This is a genomic window from Desulfobacterales bacterium (assembly GCA_034520365.1).
In the GTDB taxonomy this organism is placed as follows: domain Bacteria; phylum Desulfobacterota; class Desulfobacteria; order Desulfobacterales; family Desulfosalsimonadaceae; genus M55B175.
The window spans coordinates 816,940-834,621 of the sequence record JAXHNP010000006.1 but is presented as its reverse complement, the minus strand read 5'-3'; the positions used below and the strand labels follow the sequence as shown (position 1 = coordinate 834,621).

Genomic DNA, 17,682 nt, shown 5'->3' with positions numbered 1-17,682 from the left:
TATATAGGAAGGCGACTATGAGTAAGCTCACTGGGGCACAAATCCTGATGGAGATGTTAAAAGAAGAAGGCGTGGATACCATTTTCGGTTATCCCGGCGGGGCAGTGATTGATATTTATGACGCGCTGCAAAAGACCGAGATTAGCCACTATCTGGTGCGGCACGAACAGGGGGCGGTACACGCGGCGGACGGCTATGCCCGGGCCAGCGGCAAGGTGGGCGTTGCCCTGGTAACCTCCGGACCGGGGGCTACCAACACGGTCACCGGCATTGCCTCGGCCTATATGGACTCCATTCCCATGGTGATTTTTACCGGCCAGGTGCCCACCAAGCTGATCGGCAATGATGCGTTCCAGGAAGTCGACATTGTCGGCATCACCCGGCCCTGCACCAAGCATAATTACCTGGTCAGTGATGTGAAAAATCTGGCCCGTACAGTCAAAGAGGCCTTTCATATCGCCCGATCCGGACGCCCCGGGCCGGTGCTGATCGATCTGCCCAAAGATGTGGTCAACACCACCACCAATTATTCTCCGCCCGGGGAGGTCCGGCTGCGATCGTATAATCCGACCTATGAGCCGAACATCAAGCAGCTCAAAAAAGTGGTCAGCCTGATCCGGACAGCCAGAAAACCGGTGATTTTCTCCGGCGGCGGCGTGGTGCTCTCCAAAGCCCACGAAGAGCTGACCGCATTTGCCAGAAAAGCGCAGATTCCGGTGACCAGCACCTTAATGGGGCTTGGGGGATTTCCCGGCACCGATCCGCTGTGGCTCGGAATGCTCGGCATGCACGGCACCTACCGGGCGAATATGGCGGTCACGGACTGCGATCTGATGATAGCGGTGGGGGTTCGCTTTGACGACCGCGTAACCGGCAAAACCGACGAATTCGCCAACAACGCCAAGATCGTGCAGATTGATATCGATCCCACCTCCATCCAGAAAAACATTCAGGTGTCCGTGCCCGTGGTGGGGGACTGCAAAATTTCGCTTAAGCAATTAAATGAGCTGATCGAAAATGAGGATTACGCGGATCTCCTGGAGGACCGCCAGGAGTGGCTGACCCAAATCGATGAATGGCGGCGCACCACGCCGCTGGCCTACAAGCAGGGAGAGGATATCATCAAGCCGCAGTACGTGATTGACAAGCTTTTTGAGCTGACGCATGGGGATGCCATCATCACCACCGAGGTCGGCCAGAACCAGATGTGGGCGGCGCAATACTATCATTTCCGCGAGCCGGGCCGGTTTATCACCTCCGGCGGTTTAGGCGTTATGGGCTTTGGGCTGCCTGCGGCCATCGGCGCCCAGGTGGGGGCTCCGGGCAATTTGGTTGTGGATGTGGCCGGCGACGGCAGCATTCAGATGAATATCCAGGAGATGGCCACTGCCGTCCAATATAACCTGCCGGTCAAGGTGGTGATCCTGAACAACTGTTTTCTCGGCATGGTGCGGCAGTGGCAGGAGCTTTTCTATGAGAAGCGCTACGCCTCCACCCAGTTCCATCACACGCCGGATTTTGTGAAACTGGCCGAAGCCTATGGCGCCAAAGGATTGCGGGCCAAAACACCGGAGGAAGTGGAGAAGGTCTTATCCGAAGGCCTGGCCCATCCCGGGGCGGTAATCATGGACTTTGTGGTTGAGCAGGAGGAATGCGTCTATCCGATGGTGCCTGCCGGGGCCCCGATTAAAAACATGCTGCTGGTTTAATGAGGTGCTTATATGAATGAAAAACGACATTTACTATCTATTCTGGTGGACAATGAACCGGGCGTGCTCTCCCGGATTGTGGGACTTTTCTCCGGCCGGGGGTACAACATTGAAAGCCTGTGCGTGGCCGAAACCATGGATCCGGCCATATCGCGGATTACCATGACCACCAAGGGCAACCCCATGATCATCGAGCAAATCAAAAAACAGCTCAACAAGCTCATTAACGTGATCAAGGTGTTTGATCTCACCGGCCAGGAGTATGTGCAGCGGGAGATGGTGCTCATCAAAGTCAACGCCGTCCAGCAGCACCGGGCGGAAATCCTGCGGATTACCGACATTTTTCGGGGCCAGGTGGTTGACGTGGGCCAGGACCATTTTACCGTCAAAATAACCGGTGATGATGAAAAAATCTCTGCCATCCTGAACCTGTTCCGGCCGTTCGGGATTCGTGAGGTTGCAAGGACCGGCAGCATTGCCCTGTATCGGGAGAAAAAGTAGGCTTGGCAGGTATTAGCAGTTGGGTATTAGGCGTTAGCAACTAAAAACCGCCTAATACCCAATACCTAAAACCTAATACCCAATATCAAAGACCTAAAAATTAAAAATTTAATCATATTCAACCAAGGAGGAACCCAAATGACACAAATCGATTTCGGCGGTGTAACCGAAGAAGTAATTACCTCGGATGAGTTTCCCAATGACAAGGCCCGGGAAATCTTAAAGGATGAAACCATCGTGGTTTTGGGCTACGGCGTGCAGGGCCCGGCCCAGGCGCTGAACTTAAAAGACAACGGCCTGGAGGTCATCATCGGCCAGCTTGAAGGCGACGAGTACTGGGAGAAGGCGAAAAGCGACGGGTTTGTCCCCGGAAAAACCCTGTTCCCGCTTGAAGAGGCGGCCAAAAAGGGCACCATCATCATGGAGCTGATGTCAGATGCGGGCCAGGTCGCTACCTGGCCGAAGATTAAAGAATGTCTGAATCCCGGGGATGCCATCTATTTTTCCCACGGTTTCTCGATTGTCTACAGAGACCAGACCAAGGTAATTCCGCCGGCGGACGTGGATGTCATTCTGGTTGCGCCCAAGGGCTCCGGCCGGAGCGTGAGAGAGAATTTTCTGGCCGGAAACGGCATTAACTCGAGTTTTGCCATTGAGCAGGACTACACCGGCCGGGCCAGAGAACGAACCCTGGCGCTGGGCATTGCCATCGGCTCGGGCTATCTCTTTCCCACAACCTTTCAGAAAGAGGTGTTCAGCGACCTGACCGGAGAGCGCGGCGTGCTCATGGGGTGTCTGGCCGGTGTCATGGAGGCCCAATACAATACGCTTCGCAAAAACGGGCATTCCCCGAGCGAGGCCTTTAACGAAACCGTAGAGGAACTCACCCAGAGCCTGATTCGCTTAGTCGATCAAAACGGCATGGACTGGATGTTTTCAAACTGCAGCACCACAGCCCAGCGCGGCGCGCTGGACTGGGCGCCCAAGTTCCGGGATGCAGTCATGCCGGTTTTTGAAAACCTCTATGAGAGCGTTGCCTCCGGAAAAGAGACCCAGCGGGTTTTGGAGGCCAACAGTGCGCCGGATTACCGCGAAAAATTAAACAAGGAACTCGACGCCATCAAGAATTCCGAAATGTGGACAACCGGCGCTGCGGTAAGGTCCCTGCGGCCTGATCGGCGGGGAAAATAAATAAAAATACTGGAGATACTCATCATGGAACAGGTACTGGTCTATGATACCACGTTACGGGACGGCACGCAGGGAGAAAACATCAATTTCTCCGCCATCGACAAGCTAAAGATCGCCAAAAAACTCGATGAACTGGGGGTTCATTATATCGAAGGCGGCTGGCCGGGCTCCAATGAACGGGATGAAAAATTTTTCGGCATGGCCAAATCCGAAACCTTTCAGAATTCCCGGCTCACCGCCTTTGGCGCTACGCACAAGCATGGCATTACAGCGGCCGAAGACCGGCACCTGAACGCCATTATTGAAAGCGGCGCACCGGTGGGCATCATTTTCGGTAAAACCTGGGATCTGCATGTCAAAAAGATTTTAAACATCCAGATGGATGATAATCTGGCGATTATCCGGGAATCGGTGGAATACCTGAAACAGCATCATCTGGAAGTCCACTATGATGCCGAGCATTTTTTTGACGGATACAAGGACAACCCGGAATATGCGGTAAAGACTTTGAAGGCGGCGGTCTCGGGCGGCACGGATGCCCTGGTGCTCTGTGACACCAACGGCGGCACCCTGCCCCATGAAATCGAGCAGATCATGACAGAGGTCCGCGATGCCCTGTTCGATGACCCGGAGGTCGGAAAAACCGCCCAAGCAATCCGTTTCGGCATTCACACCCACAATGACTCCGGACTTGCGGTGGCCAATACCATCACCGCGGTCCGTAACGGGGCGGTTATTGTGCAGGGGACCATCAACGGATATGGCGAACGCTGCGGCAACGCCGACCTGACCTCTATTATTCCGATTGTCCAGTTAAAGATGGGCCATCCCTGTATTGGGGAAGAAAATCTCAAAAAACTCCGCAAGGTCTCCCTTTATGTGAGCGAGACTGCCAACATGCCGCCCATTCATTCCCGGCCGTTTGTGGGAAAAAGCGCATTCGCCCATAAAGGCGGCATCCATGTCAACGCCATCATGAAGGAACCCCGGGCCTATGAACACATGGATCCCGGTTTGGTGGGCAACGAGCGGCGGGTGCTGGTCTCGGATATGGCCGGCAAAAGCAATGTGGAATACAAAGCCAAAGAAATGGGGATTGATATCAACTCCCACGGGGTGAGCACCAGTGACATCGTGGCTGAAGTCAAACGCCTGGAGCAGGAAGGCTATCAGTTTGATGTGGCGGACGGCACATTTAAAATTTTAATGGAAAAACTGACCCGGCAGTTTGAGCCGCTTTTTGAGCTGGATTCTTTTCGGGTCACCATTGAAAAGGACAAGGATCAGCCCTGCTACTCCCATGCCCTGATCAAGATCGGGGTCGGCAATGTCAAAGAAATTACGGCCGCCGAAGGCCATGGGCCGGTGAGCGCTTTGGATAACGCCCTGCGTAAGGCACTAAACCATGTGTATGCCAATGAACTGGACCCGGTGCATCTGGTAGATTTTAAGGTGCGCGTGTTAGACGGCAGCGAAGGCACGGGCGCAAAGGTCCGCGTGCTGATTGAATCCCGGGATGAAGAGCAGCTCTGGAGCACCATCGGCGTCTCTGAAGATATCATAGAAGCCACCTGGCAGGCGCTGGCAGACAGCTTCCAGTTCAAGCTGGCCAAAGATAAAACAAATGGAGTCATACCATGAAGGAGAAATTATATATATTTGATACCACCCTGCGGGACGGGGAGCAGTCGCCCGGCGCCAGCATGAATGTGGCAGAAAAGGTGCGCATTGCCACCCAGCTGGAAAAACTGGGGGTGGATGTCATAGAAGCCGGGTTTCCCGCCTCCTCTGAAGGGGATTTTGAGGCAGTCTCGGAGGTGGCCAAAAAGGTGGTCAACTCTGAAATCGCCGCCCTCTGCCGGGCTTCGGTCAAAGACATTGACCGGGCCTGGAAGGCGGTATCCCATGCCAATCGGCCCCGGATTCACACGTTTCTGGCGACCTCTGACATCCACATGACCTACAAGCTCAATATGTCCCGGGAAGAAGTGTTGAACACCGCCGTAGACGCCATCAAATACGCGGCCTCGTTTACGGATAACGTGGAATTTTCCGCAGAAGACGGCTCCCGGAGTGATCCGGATTTTCTCTGCCAGATTTTTGAGGCGGTCATTGATGCCGGCGCCCGGGTGGTCAATCTGCCGGATACCGTGGGCTACGCCATTCCCAATGAATTCAGCGAACTGATCACCTATGTGATGAAAAACACGCCCAACATCCACAAGGCCATCCTTAGCGTGCACTGCCACAACGACCTGGGCCTGGGCACCGCCAACACCCTGGCGGCGATTCATGCCGGGGCCCGGCAGGCGGAAGTTACGGTGAACGGCATCGGTGAGCGGGCCGGCAACACTTCGTTAGAAGAGCTGGTCATGACGCTTCATACCCGGCCCACCTATGTGCCGGTGACCACCGGCATTCAAACCCAGCGCATTCACCCCACCAGCCGGCTGGTCAGCATGATCACCGGTATCATGGTGCAGCCGAATAAGGCCATTGTCGGGGCCAATGCGTTTGCCCATGAAGCCGGCATCCATCAGGACGGGGTATTAAAAAACCCCATGACCTATGAGATCATGAAACCGGAAACCGTGGGGCTTACCAGTAACCGGATGGTCATGGGCAAGCATTCGGGAAAGCATGCCCTGCGAAAATATTTAAAAAACATGGGCTATGATCTCTCCGAGGACGAGATCAAAATCGTTTTCGAAAAATTCAAGTCCCTTTCGGACAAGAAAAAGGTCGTTCATGACGAGGATATAGAAGCCATCGTCAATGAAGGCATCCTTCGGACCTCGGACATTTATTCCCTGGAATATCTCCATCTTTCCATCGGCACCACGGTCTTTCCGACCGCCAGCGTCAAAATCTCGATCAACGGCAAGGTCATCAGGGGCACGGGCACCGGAAACGGTCCGATTGACGCCACATACCACACCATTGCCGAAATGACGCAGACCCGGTCCGAGCTTATGCGCTTTTCCATCAATGCGCTCACTGACGGCACGGACGCCCAGGGCGAAGTGACCGTGCGGCTCAAGGAAAACGGGCTTATCGCGCTGGGCCGCGGCACGGACCCGGACATTATTACGGCCAGTGCATACGCCTATGTCAATGGGTTAAACCGCCTGGAATACCTGAAACAAAATCCGCCCAACACGGAGGGCGGCCTGTAGCAGCAGTTTCAGGCTTCTTCAAGCGGCCTGTAGGCCGCCTGTGAGGGAAAAGAAAAAAAGGGGAAAGCCGTTGAAACCGGCCTTCCCCTTTTTATTTACATAGGGCCTCACGCTTGTCATTTCGGGGCGCGCCATCGACAAGAAATCTTTAAAAGTCAAACAATTAAAAGATTTCTCGCTCTCGCTCGAAATGACATCCGATTCTATTCAATAATCCGCAGATGCACCCGGCGGTTTTTCGCCCAGGCCGCGTTATTGTCGCCGGCGGCGATGGGCCGCTCTTCGCCGTAGCTGATCACGCCGAGGCGGTTTCCATCAACACCCGCTTCAACGAGATAATTTTTAACGCTATTGGCACGCTCTTCAGCCAGTCGATAGTTGAGATCCTTCGGGCCCCGGGCATCTGAGTGGCCTTCGACAAGCACCATGGCATCCGGGTTGGCTTTGAGCCAGGCCGCCTTTTTATCCAGTTTCTGTTTGGCCTCAGCGCTTAAACTGTCGCCGCCCAGGGTAAAATATATATCCGCGGAGACAAATTTATCCTTTGAGATAACACCGGAAGCCGTTTCTTCAACCTTTTCCTTTTTCGCTACCGCTTTTGCCTTGGCCGCTTCAGCTTTGGCGGCAGCCTCTGCTTTGGCCTCAGCAGCCGCTTTTTTGGCTTCGGCGGCGGCTTTTTCTTTAGCTGCGGCGGCTGCCTCTTCAGCTTTTTTCTTTTCGGCTGCCGCGGCGGCTTTGGCTTCTTCAGCCTGGGCCAGGCGCTTTTCTTTTTCTTTCTCAAGCTGCGCGAGCTTCTCCTCCTGCATGGTAAGGGCCTTATCCGAAACATCACCGGCCAGCATCGCAGTCTTCATATCTTTTTGAACCGGGGTCTCACCGATCCATATACCAAAAACCTTTTTCTTGAATTCATAGCCCGGAACCGTATCTTGCGGCTCACCATTTTTACTGACTGTCACGCCATTATTCGGTAAATAGACAATGTCAAAGACGTCGTGCTTTGCAATTTCACCGGAAAAACACTGGTTGAATTTTTCGACCTTGTCTTCAATCGGAGTCAAATCGCCCTTCGGCATATTATTTCGAAATCCTTTGTATAAAGCATCCATAACCCTTTCACTGCTTGCAAAAAAGGCATTAGTGACATGCAGTTTGATACCCATCGGCTCATCTGCTTCTAACACTGCTTGGTAGTCTTCTTCGGGCTCCGTTAAATATAGCCCGACGACATAAACCTCCTGCATGAATACGGAACGCTCCCCTACGCCGTTTAATAAAAGGACCGTATCGCCGATTTCATGGGTCTCCGGTATCTCAATGCCTTCATATTCCCGCGCATAAGATACACTCGCCATCATTAAAACGACCATCATGGCAATAATTACTCGTTTCAGCATAGTAGACTCCTTTTTTTGATTAAATTGTCGTTTAATGAAACAAACACCGTTTGGTTTAAGTAAATTATATACCACAGGACCCCCGGATGTGGATAGCATTTTTTTTAATCCGTTTTCAACGTGCCGATCAGGTCCTTAATATGATTGATGCCCTGCTGCTGAAGAAACGATCCAATGCCCTCGATGACCTCCATTGTGACCGCCGGATTCGTGAAATTGGCTGTGCCCACCTGAACCGCAGAAGCCCCCGCAATGATAAACTCCAGGGCATCCTCGGCTGTATTAATCCCGCCAATGCCAATAACCGGCACATTTACCGCCTGTGCCGCCTGCCAGACCATTCGAAGGGCAACCGGCTTGATGGCCGGACCGGAGAGCCCCCCGGTGATATTGCCAAGTTTGGGGCGCCGTTTATGGATATCAATGACCATGCCGGTCAGGGTATTAATCAAAGAGAGCGCATCCGCACCGGCCGCCGCCACGGCCTCGGCAATACAGACGATATCGGTCACATTCGGGGATAGTTTGACGATCATCGGTCTGTCGGTTTTCTCCCGGACCGCAGAAACCACCTCTGCGGCGGCCGCCGGATCCACCCCGAAACTCACCCCGCCGGCTTTCACATTCGGGCATGATATATTGATTTCAAGGGCGTCAATGCCCTCAACCCCCTCGCAGCGCTGCGCCACCGCCGCATAATCCTCCGGTGTTTTACCATAGGCATTGACGATTACGGCGCATGAAAATTGCCGGAGGAAAGGGAGTTTGTCCCGGATAAAGACGTCAATGCCGATATTTTCTAAACCAATGGCATTTAGCATGCCGCAGGGCGTTTCAATAATCCGGGGCGGGGGATTGCCCGGGGATGGCTCCCGGGAAAGCCCCTTGACAATCACCGCGCCCATGCGGTTTAAATCAACCAGCGGCTCAAACTCCCTGCCGAATCCAAATGTGCCGGAGGCGGTCATCACCGGGTTCTCAAGTAAAAGCCCGCCGATATCGATTGAGAGGGGATTTTCCATTTTTTTCAGGGTTTAGGGTCTAAGGTTTAAGGTTTAGGGTTTAAGGTTTAAGGTTTAGGGAAAACCCCATAAAACGCTTGACGGATTTACAATGCATCAGTATTTGAAGTATTTTACTCTAAGGGAAACTTGATTATAACCGTCAGTATAGAGAAGAAAAGATCAGGCGTCAAATAATAGTATGCCCAAACATCCCCTTCGCATCGGCATTTTAAGCTACCGCAGCAACCCGCACTGCGGCGGACAGGGCGGATATGTAAAAAGCCTCAGCCGGGCGCTTGCAGCCCTCGGACACCGCGTGGAAGTGATCTCCGGCCCCCCCTACCCGGAAACGGATCCGGGGGTACACCTGGTCAAGCTCCCCGGCCTGGACCTCTATAACCCGGACAATCTTTTCCGTGTGCCGAAAACTTATGAACTCAAAAACATGATCAATCTGATCGAATGGCTGGGGGTTTCCACCATGGGCTTTCCGGAGCCGTTTACCTTCGGCCTCCGGGCGGCCCGATACATCAAAGCGAATAAACAAAAATATGATATCATCCATGACAATCAGAGCCTGGCCTACGGGCTGTGGGGCATCAAAAAAATGCTGCCCACCATCGTCACCATCCACCACCCCATCACGGTGGACCGGGAGATCGCGGTAAAAACCGCGCCGCATTTGTGGCAGAAGCTAAAAGAACTGCGATGGCATTCCTTTCTGGATATGCAGAAACGGGTGGCCCGTTGCATGCCCCGGATCATTACCGTATCAAAATGCGCCCGCGCGGATATCAGCCGGGCCTTTGATATTGATGAGGACCGATTTTCCGTGGTGCCCAACGGCATCAATACGGATTTTTTCTATCCGATAGAAGACATCCCCCGGCAGGCCAACCGCATCATCGTCACAAACAGTGCAGACACCCCGTTAAAGGGTCTGCACTACATGCTGGAGGCTATCGCTAAAATTTCGGCCAGGCGGGACATCCGATTAATTGTTGTGGGCACGCCCAAAAAAAACGGCATGGTCATTAAACTGATCCGTAAGCTGGGCATCGGCCGTTTGGTGACCTTCACAGGCCGCATCAGCTACGAGGAATTTGTGCGGCAATACGCCCGGGCCACGGTTTCCGTGGTGCCATCAGTCTATGAGGGCTTCGGGCTGCCTGCGGGGGAAGCCATGGCCTGCGGGGTTCCGGTGATCAGCACAACGGGCGGGGCGCTTCCGGAGGTTGTCGGCGATGCCGGCATCCTCGTTCCGCCAAAGGATTCGGAGGCGCTGGCCAGGGCCCTCGTATCAGTGCTTGATCATCCGGAATACGCCCAAAAATTAAGTGACGCCGGCTACCGCCGGGTACAAAACCACCTGACCTGGCAGGCGGCGGCAAAGCGCACAGTCGCTGCCTATTCTCAAGTGATCAATGATTACCGTTGATTTTAACCGGATCCGGGTGCGGCCCGGGGATAAAATTCTGGATATCGGTTGCGGCAGCGGCAGACATTGCTGCCGCGCTTATGCCTGCGACGGTGTGACCGTCATAGGGGTGGATGCCAATTATAAGGATGTCCATGAAGCCCGGGGCCGGCTGGCATATCATGAGGCCATCGGCGCACACGGCGGCGGCAGCTGGGGATGCGCGGCCGGCGATATCCTGTCCTTACCCTTTCCCGCCGAAATTTTTGATCTGGTGATCTGCTCGGAGGTAATGGAGCATATCCCGGATGACCGAAGGGCTTCAAACGAGATCCTGCGGGTGCTCAAACCTGGCGGAGACCTTGTAGTGAGTGTGCCCCGGTATTATCCGGAAAAAATCTGCTGGAAACTCTCCACCGCCTATTATTCGGCAAACGGCGGCCATGTCCGGATTTACACCCAGCACGGTATCCGGCAGCTATTTGAAAACAGCGGCGCTGTGTTCCGGACCACCCATTTTGCCCACAGCCTGCACACCCCCTATTGGTGGCTCAAATGCCTGATGGGACCGACCAGAGACGACATCCAGCCAATCAACCTCTACCATCGGCTCCTCACCTGGGATATCATGAAAAAGCCGAAAATCACGCGCTTTATGGACACCCTCCTAAACCCCGTACTGGGCAAGAGCCTCGTGCTGTATTTTAAGAAATCATAAGCCTCAGGCCGCCGCTAATGAATCTGGATCGATGAATTTGGATCCCGCGCCAAAGTTCAGTTAACAGTCCCACATCAATATATTGGGGGCATCTTTAAAACTGAAAGAATCCGTATAGTGTTTGAGAGTCCTTAGCGGCGTATAGTCCAGTATAACTGAAGCTTCATAGCTGCTATGTGCAATCACTAGTTTATCCAAGACAAGTTTAGGTATGTTGGGGTCCGTGACACGGCTAATTTGTTCTAACCGCAAAACCCATAACCACGGTCCTGTTAACGGACAACTAGTCGGCACGGTGGCCGACTCTACGACGCATGTGGCCGTATGTAGGGCAGGCCACCGTGCCTGCCTAAGCCGTAGGGCAGGCCACCGTGCCTGCCTAAGAAAAGTAGATGCGGCAAGATTGGAAATCCCGGAGTATGTAGGGCAGGCCACCGTGCCTGCCTGAAAAAAGACAGAACAAATTTATCGTGCAATCCTAATAGTTGACATCCGCCGGTAATCTTTATTAAGTTCACCATTATGAGAAAAGAAACAGGGATGCAGAATTTCGGTACGTTAAGGCAATATCTGAAAGACAATTACGAAAAATCGGTATTTGATGCGGCGTTGAATGATCCATCGCCCTGGGTCTATCACCTGCACGGCCGGAATATCATCCAGGCCCGGATGGTTGCCAATTCCCCTTATCAGGTCGTGCTGAGCGCTGATGGAGAGACGGAGCAGGAAATCGATAAAATCAATATCAAATTGCTCTACCCGGCATCCCAGGCCGGGGCCGCCGGCAAGCGGATCAAAACGGATAAAAAGATCGCGGCGCGTGGATTGGAACCGATCATTTCCCCGAAAAACCGCCATTACATCAAAAACAAAACCCTTTTTCCCCTGATGCAGCAGCGGGAGGTATTATTTTTTACGCTGCTGGAGGGCGAGATCATCCGGGGGGTGGTTCTGGCCTTTTCGCGCTACGATCTGACCGTCGGCCTCAAGGGCGGCATCCCGGTGATGGTGCTGCGGCACGCGGTTCTTGATGTGCGGGACAAAAGGGGGCGATGCTATCTCAAGTCGCATGTAATGCGCAAATCGGGCTGAAATCCACCTCCCCCCTTGAACCGACAGTAAATCAGTATGGAGCGCCCCTCGAAACTCGAAATAATGTGTATGGTTCTGCAGACGCCGATCAATCCGGCCGAAAGGGCGGCTGATCGGATTTCTCGGATTCATTGACACCACTGAGGAGCGTATTTTTACGGATACCGAACATGCCCTGCTGAGTCTTGCCGCCGATAATTTGGCTGCGACCTTTGCCCGTCAACAACAATTCCTGCGCGAGAAAAGAGCGAATGAAGAGCTCAAGGTCGCCATCGCGCGGGCGAACAAGCTGGCCACCACAGATGAGCTGACCGGCCTCTGGAACCGCCGGTACTTCATGGACGCGCTTGATAGCGAACTCGAACGCGCTAACCGGTACGGACACATTTTTTCAGTTTTGACGCTTGACATTGATGATTTCAAGCGTGTCAATGACACACTCGGCCACGCCGCCGGGGATGAAGTCTTACAGCACATGGCGGTAATCTTTAAAAACCATCTTCGGCAGCCGGATATGCCCGCCCGGATGGGGGGTGAAGAATTCAGCCTGCTTTTACCGCACACCCGCCTCGCAGAAGCGGCGACCTTGGCCGAAAGGTTGAGGCTGACAATTGAGCGAACCCCTGCAATCTATGAAGAAAAAGAAATTTTTTACACGGCAAGCATCGGCGTGACCGCTCATAATGAAAATGCCGCCAGCAAAGACAAGCTGCTGCTGCTGCTGGCTGATAAAGCACTATACAGGGCCAAAGCGGCGGGGCGGAACCGGGTTGTAAAAAACGCAGGATAGGGCGAGTTTTTCAGGCAGGCACGGTGGCCTGCCCTTCTTTTCTTACGTAAAAATCTAACGTTACCATTGCAACCCGGAATTGATTCAGTTATGATAGATGATAACCCCTAAGAAAAACAGGCTTAATCGCAGAGTGCTAAAGCATAGCGGGCGCCCTAAAGGATTTATAAGAAGCTTTGCCGGAGACCCATACAGGCCATATCTGCTGAATGGATTTTTTGGCCTGACCATCCCAGGAGATCGCCATGACGGATGAAAAGAACCACCCGCCACGCGTGCAATCCAATTCGACCTCAATCCGCGAACAAGCAGAGCAAAAAATCAAAGCCATCCCCTTTCCTGATTTTGCTTCCATGACACTCGAAGAAATTCAACAACAGTTTTACGAAATGCAGGTAAAGCAGATTGAGGCCGAGTTACAAAACGAGCAGCTGCGGAGCCAGCTTGAAGAAAGGGATGATCAGGCTGCGCTGTTCCGGATCGTCACCGAGAACATGTTGGATATGGTCGCACTGACCGATATGGAGGGCCATTTCACTTTTGCCGGAAAAGCCCATGAGATCCTGGGTTACGAGCCTGGTTTCCTGATCGGAAAAAATGTGATGGATTTTGTGCATCCGGAAGATCACCCGCGCATACTGGAGGAATTTAATGAACTCGTTGCATCGGGCTATCCTCGCAGGGTTGAATATCGATACAAGTGCAAAGACGGCAACTACATCTGGTTTGAAACCATTGGAAATTTTATTAAAGATGAAAATGGTATCCCTCAAGGAATCGTATTCAGTGCAAGAGATATCACCGGGCGTAAGCAGGCTATTGAAAAGCTGAAAGAACGGGAAGCTTTTATCAAAGCCACCCTGGATAACCTTCCAGTGGGAGTCGCCGTCAACTCAGTCGATCCAGAAGTCCATTTCACCTACATGAACGAGAATTTCGCCAGATTCTACCGAACCACACGGGACGCATTGGCTGCACCGAACGATTTCTGGGAAGTTGTCTATACGGATGCAACGTTCAGAGAACAGATCAAAAAAAGGGTGCTTGAGGATTACGCCAGCAACGACCCGGAGCGAATGTACTGGGAAGATATCCCGGTTTCACGTCCTGGAAAGGAACCTTTTTATATAACAGCCAAGAACATTCCCTTGCCCGAAAACAATCTGGTGGTATCGACTGTCTGGGATGTCACCGATCGCAAGCGAGCCGAGGAGGAGCGCGAAAAGCTTCAAAAGCAGCTCGCTCAGGCCCAGAAAATGGAATCCGTCGGACGGCTGGCGGGTGGCGTGGCCCACGATTTCAATAACAAACTTACTATTATAAATGGATATGCCGAAATGGCCATCGACATGATGGACCCGCCAGATCCCCTCCGCGAAACGATCCAGGAAATATATACCGCTGGAAAAAAATCCGCCGACATCGTCCGGCAGCTAATGGCTTTTGCCCGGAAACAGACTATCAATCCGGTGCAGCTCGATTTAAATGACACCATTTCCGGCATGCTGAAAATGATCCAGCGCTTGATCGGCGAAAATATTGAGCTTGTGTGGCACCCGGGCAACAACCTGTGGCCGGTAAAACTAGATCCCTCCCAGGCGGACCAGATAATGGCCAATCTTGCCGTCAATGCGCGGGATGCAATTGCCGATGTGGGAGAAATGACAATAGAAACAAACAATGTCGAGGTTGATGAAAATTATTGTACACTTTATCCTTATTTTGTTCCCGGACAATATGTCATGCTTTCCGTAAGCGATGATGGTTCGGGCATGGACAAGGAGACGCTGGCGAATCTGTTTGAACCATTTTTTACCACAAAAGAGGTCGGGAAAGGAACCGGCCTCGGCCTGGCTATGATATACGGCATTGTCAAACAGAACAACGGCTTTATCAATGTAGACAGCGAACCCGGACAGGGAACGACTGTTAAAATATACCTGCCCCGTCTTGAAACGGAAGAACCCGCTTTGGAGCCCGCAAAGGAAACCACACGGCAATTACCCACAGGAACGGAGACCATCCTGATCGTCGAAGATGAAATACCTGTGCTCCAAATGTCCAGACAGATCCTCGAAAGGCTGGGTTACACCGTTTGGACTGCTGGAAATCCATCTGCGGCATTGCAACTATTTGAAGCATATAATGGAACAATCCATTTGCTCATCACCGACGTGATTATGCCGGAGATGAATGGGCGGGATCTGGCCTCGCAAATGGCCATGAGCCGGCCCGGACTCAAAATTTTATACATGTCGGGTCATACGGCTGATGTGATTGCCCATAAAGGGGTGATAGATGAAGGCGTTCAATTCATCCAGAAACCGTTTTCGATGCAGGAATTAGCGGTCAAAGTGCGGGATGCGATAGAGCAGTAATAGTTGAAAAATATCTTTCCTGAAGAGGATAGCAAGTTGATTTTAAAGAAGAGTGGCAGTCTCGGGTGAAGCGGCAACGAATCAGAACACTTAAAAAATGGCTGTTTGTAAATATACTGTTTCTTTCTTTGGTCATGGTTCTGCTTTTTGGAATCCTGATGTCCGCGATTCTATACTATAATGGAATAAACAGCGCATACGCAGTTATTCGTAATAAGAACCAAGCCGCTACCAACTATATACAGGGACACTTTACACCGCTGAGGTCCGCCGTACAGTTTCTGGCCCGGAAGCCGGAGGTGATTTACGCGGTTGAAGATCCTCTTTCGCATAAAGAAAAGGCCCTATCGCTCTTTGAAACCCTCAAGAAATTTCTTCCAAATATCAACTACATTTATTCCGGATATGAGGATGGAACGCTTTTAATCAATGACTATACACCACCAAAGGGCTATGATCCGAGAAAACGGCCATGGTATTTGGCGGCCTTAAAGGCGTCACCGGATATATCCGGCGGTATCCCTTACCGGGAGGCCAAAACCAGGGAGTGGCTGGTATCCTTCAGCAAGGTTTTGACCGACGATACCGGTAATCTTCAGGGAGTAATGACCATAGACTCATCCATGGACGCGGTTACAAAAATCCTTTCCGAGCGTGATCCGGCGTATTCTTCTTCGTATAGTTTCGTGGTTGATGAGGAAGGGACGGTTATCATTCACCATCGTGAGAACCTTCGAGGCAAGGAATTCAAAAAAATTGTGGATACTGAAGATGACTTTTCCAGTTCTGCCGGCCGTTCGGGCTATACCTTTAAACAACAAAGCAAAATCGCCTACCACTCCCGGCTGGAATCCCTGGGCTGGATTGTGGTTACGGTTATTAATAAATACGAAATACTTAAGTTTTTAATAGTCAGGATTTTGCTCAGCATTGCGGTTGTTATAGCAGTGAGCCTGCTGGTCGGACAAATTATTAGCCGAACGCTCAGCAATAATATAATCGCCCCTTTGAGAACGCTGGAACAGCGGGTTAAAGCCGCAATATCAGGATCTCCGCAAACAGATTATCCTAATCAGGCAGATCCTCCCGCAACTTCCCGGCATAACGAGATTGATTCAATCGCAAATGCCATAGAACAATTAACCGAGCGGGCCCTGTTTCAAAAGAATCAGGAACTGGAGGCCAAAAATCAAGTGCTTGAAAGGCTTTCCCAAACCGATTATCTCACGGGCCTGCTAAACCGCCGGAAAATTAATGAAGCGCTGGAAAAAGAGTATCAGCGAACCATGCGGTATGCCGCTACATTTTCAATCATCATATTTGATATTGACTGGTTCAAAAGCATCAATGACACGTACGGGCACGATGCAGGCGATCAGGTGCTTAAAGAAGTGGCGGATATCGTCAGTTCAATGCTTCGCGCCACCGACAGGCTGGCACGCTGGGGCGGGGAAGAGTTTTTGATCCTCTGCCCGGAAACAAACCTGGAAGGCGCCGCTACAATTGCACAAAAAATTCAAGCCGCTATTGGAGAAAACCGGTTTTCTGTGCCAAGAAAAGTAACAATAAGCGCGGGAGCCTGTGAATATAGGTCCGAGCTCTCTCTGGAGAATTTGCTTGTTGAAGCAGACCGTAAACTCTACGAAGCCAAGTTCCGGGGAAGAAACCAGGTGGTGTTTTGATCTCCCCAAAACCGGTAAAAATACGACCCGCCCGATGAATTTGTTCTGGCGAAAAACCTTATAACCATGGGGTTGTTCGCATTTAAGGTCGGCGCGGTGGCCCATCACTTTGGTCGGCACGGTGGCCGACCCTACGATGACCAAATCCCGAGCTATCTTGCTGTATGACGGGCCATCGTGCCTGCCGTCAATTTAGGCCGGCACGGTGGCCGGCCCTACGACGGTTGATCCCTGGCATATCCCATTGTACGGCGGGCCACCGTGCCCGCCTATTTGTCGATCGGCACGGCGGCCGACCCTACTACGGTTGGTCCCTGGCATATCCCATTGTAGGGCGGGTCACCGTGCCCGCCCATTTGTCGGTCGCTACGGCGGCCGACCCTACGATGACCAAATCCCGAGCTATCTTGCTGTATGACGGGCCATCGTGCCTGCCGTCAATTTAGGCCGGCACGGTGGCCGGCCCTACGACGGTTGGTCCCTGGCATATCCCATTGTAGGGCGGGACACCGTGCCCGCCCATTTGTCGGTCGCTACGGCGGCCGAACCTACGACGGTTGATCCCTGGCATATCCCATTGTAAGGCGGGCCACCGTGCCCGCCTGAAAAATCGATAGAACACATTTA

The 17,682-nt window shown here is 52.4% G+C and carries 13 protein-coding genes; 11 read left to right on the top strand and 2 right to left on the bottom strand.

Going from position 1 to position 17,682, the window contains the following annotated elements; all coding sequences use genetic code 11:
* The first annotated feature begins 17 nt into the window (after positions 1-17).
* The 5 genes from ilvB to U5L07_11715 all read left to right on the top strand — a co-directional run bounded on the left by ilvB (position 18) and on the right by U5L07_11715 (position 6,577).
* On the top strand, positions 18-1,709 hold the full coding sequence (ilvB, locus tag U5L07_11735; protein ID MDZ7832413.1) for a biosynthetic-type acetolactate synthase large subunit: 1,692 nt from the start codon (positions 18-20) through the stop codon (positions 1,707-1,709).
* Between the two features lie 12 nt (positions 1,710-1,721).
* Positions 1,722-2,210 carry an acetolactate synthase small subunit gene (ilvN, locus tag U5L07_11730; GenBank protein MDZ7832412.1) on the top strand — a complete coding sequence of 163 codons (489 nt, stop codon included), beginning with the start codon at positions 1,722-1,724 and terminating at the stop codon, positions 2,208-2,210.
* A 138-nt stretch (positions 2,211-2,348) separates the two neighbouring features.
* A complete protein-coding gene (gene ilvC, locus U5L07_11725) occupies positions 2,349-3,401 on the top strand; it encodes a ketol-acid reductoisomerase (GenBank protein MDZ7832411.1) in 1,053 nt (350 codons plus the stop codon).
* Positions 3,402-3,425: 24 nt separating this feature from the next.
* Positions 3,426-5,042 carry a citramalate synthase gene (cimA, locus tag U5L07_11720; GenBank protein ID MDZ7832410.1) on the top strand — a complete coding sequence of 539 codons (1,617 nt, stop codon included), beginning with the start codon at positions 3,426-3,428 and terminating at the stop codon, positions 5,040-5,042.
* Positions 5,039-6,577, top strand: coding sequence for a 2-isopropylmalate synthase (locus U5L07_11715; GenBank protein MDZ7832409.1), 1,539 nt, complete (start codon positions 5,039-5,041; stop codon positions 6,575-6,577). Before cimA ends, U5L07_11715 begins: the two co-directional genes overlap by 4 nt.
* A gap of 203 nt (positions 6,578-6,780) precedes the next feature.
* Here the strand turns inward: U5L07_11715 and U5L07_11710 are convergent, their stop codons facing one another.
* A complete protein-coding gene (locus U5L07_11710; protein MDZ7832408.1) occupies positions 6,781-7,974 on the bottom strand; it encodes a chalcone isomerase family protein in 1,194 nt (397 codons plus the stop codon).
* Between the two features lie 104 nt (positions 7,975-8,078).
* Positions 8,079-8,996, bottom strand: a complete 918-nt coding sequence (locus U5L07_11705) for a dihydroorotate dehydrogenase (protein ID MDZ7832407.1) — start codon at positions 8,994-8,996, stop codon at positions 8,079-8,081.
* A gap of 181 nt (positions 8,997-9,177) precedes the next feature.
* Here U5L07_11705 and U5L07_11700 point away from each other — a divergent pair, with 181 nt between their 5' ends.
* The 6 genes from U5L07_11700 (at position 9,178) to U5L07_11675 (ending at position 17,055) form a co-directional block, all read left to right on the top strand.
* Entirely contained in the window at positions 9,178-10,416 is a 1,239-nt protein-coding gene (locus U5L07_11700; protein ID MDZ7832406.1) for a glycosyltransferase family 4 protein, read from the top strand.
* Positions 10,403-11,113, top strand: a complete 711-nt coding sequence (locus U5L07_11695; GenBank protein ID MDZ7832405.1) for a class I SAM-dependent methyltransferase — start codon at positions 10,403-10,405, stop codon at positions 11,111-11,113. Before U5L07_11700 ends, U5L07_11695 begins: the two co-directional genes overlap by 14 nt.
* 522 nt (positions 11,114-11,635) lie before the next feature.
* Positions 11,636-12,205: a hypothetical protein gene (locus U5L07_11690; protein ID MDZ7832404.1), complete on the top strand. Its 570-nt coding sequence runs from the start codon at positions 11,636-11,638 to the stop codon at positions 12,203-12,205.
* 199 nt (positions 12,206-12,404) lie between these two features.
* A complete protein-coding gene (locus tag U5L07_11685) occupies positions 12,405-12,995 on the top strand; it encodes a GGDEF domain-containing protein (protein ID MDZ7832403.1) in 591 nt (196 codons plus the stop codon).
* A 245-nt stretch (positions 12,996-13,240) separates the two neighbouring features.
* Positions 13,241-15,373, top strand: coding sequence for a PAS domain S-box protein (locus U5L07_11680; protein MDZ7832402.1), 2,133 nt, complete (start codon positions 13,241-13,243; stop codon positions 15,371-15,373).
* Between the two features lie 134 nt (positions 15,374-15,507).
* A complete protein-coding gene (locus U5L07_11675; GenBank protein ID MDZ7832401.1) occupies positions 15,508-17,055 on the top strand; it encodes a sensor domain-containing diguanylate cyclase in 1,548 nt (515 codons plus the stop codon).
* The last annotated feature ends 627 nt before the right edge of the window (positions 17,056-17,682 follow it).

Coding starts and splice junctions, on each gene's coding strand:
- ilvB (MDZ7832413.1), top strand. CDS start 18: ATGAGTAAGCTCACTGGGGCACAAATCCTGATGGAGATGTTAAAAGAA.
- U5L07_11695 (MDZ7832405.1), top strand. CDS start 10,403: ATGATTACCGTTGATTTTAACCGGATCCGGGTGCGGCCCGGGGATAAA.
- ilvC (MDZ7832411.1), top strand. CDS start 2,349: ATGACACAAATCGATTTCGGCGGTGTAACCGAAGAAGTAATTACCTCG.
- U5L07_11700 (MDZ7832406.1), top strand. CDS start 9,178: ATGCCCAAACATCCCCTTCGCATCGGCATTTTAAGCTACCGCAGCAAC.
- U5L07_11710 (MDZ7832408.1), bottom strand. CDS start 7,974: ATGCTGAAACGAGTAATTATTGCCATGATGGTCGTTTTAATGATGGCG.
- U5L07_11680 (MDZ7832402.1), top strand. CDS start 13,241: ATGACGGATGAAAAGAACCACCCGCCACGCGTGCAATCCAATTCGACC.
- cimA (MDZ7832410.1), top strand. CDS start 3,426: ATGGAACAGGTACTGGTCTATGATACCACGTTACGGGACGGCACGCAG.
- U5L07_11690 (MDZ7832404.1), top strand. CDS start 11,636: ATGAGAAAAGAAACAGGGATGCAGAATTTCGGTACGTTAAGGCAATAT.
- U5L07_11715 (MDZ7832409.1), top strand. CDS start 5,039: ATGAAGGAGAAATTATATATATTTGATACCACCCTGCGGGACGGGGAG.
- ilvN (MDZ7832412.1), top strand. CDS start 1,722: ATGAATGAAAAACGACATTTACTATCTATTCTGGTGGACAATGAACCG.
- U5L07_11675 (MDZ7832401.1), top strand. CDS start 15,508: ATGGTTCTGCTTTTTGGAATCCTGATGTCCGCGATTCTATACTATAAT.
- U5L07_11705 (MDZ7832407.1), bottom strand. CDS start 8,996: ATGGAAAATCCCCTCTCAATCGATATCGGCGGGCTTTTACTTGAGAAC.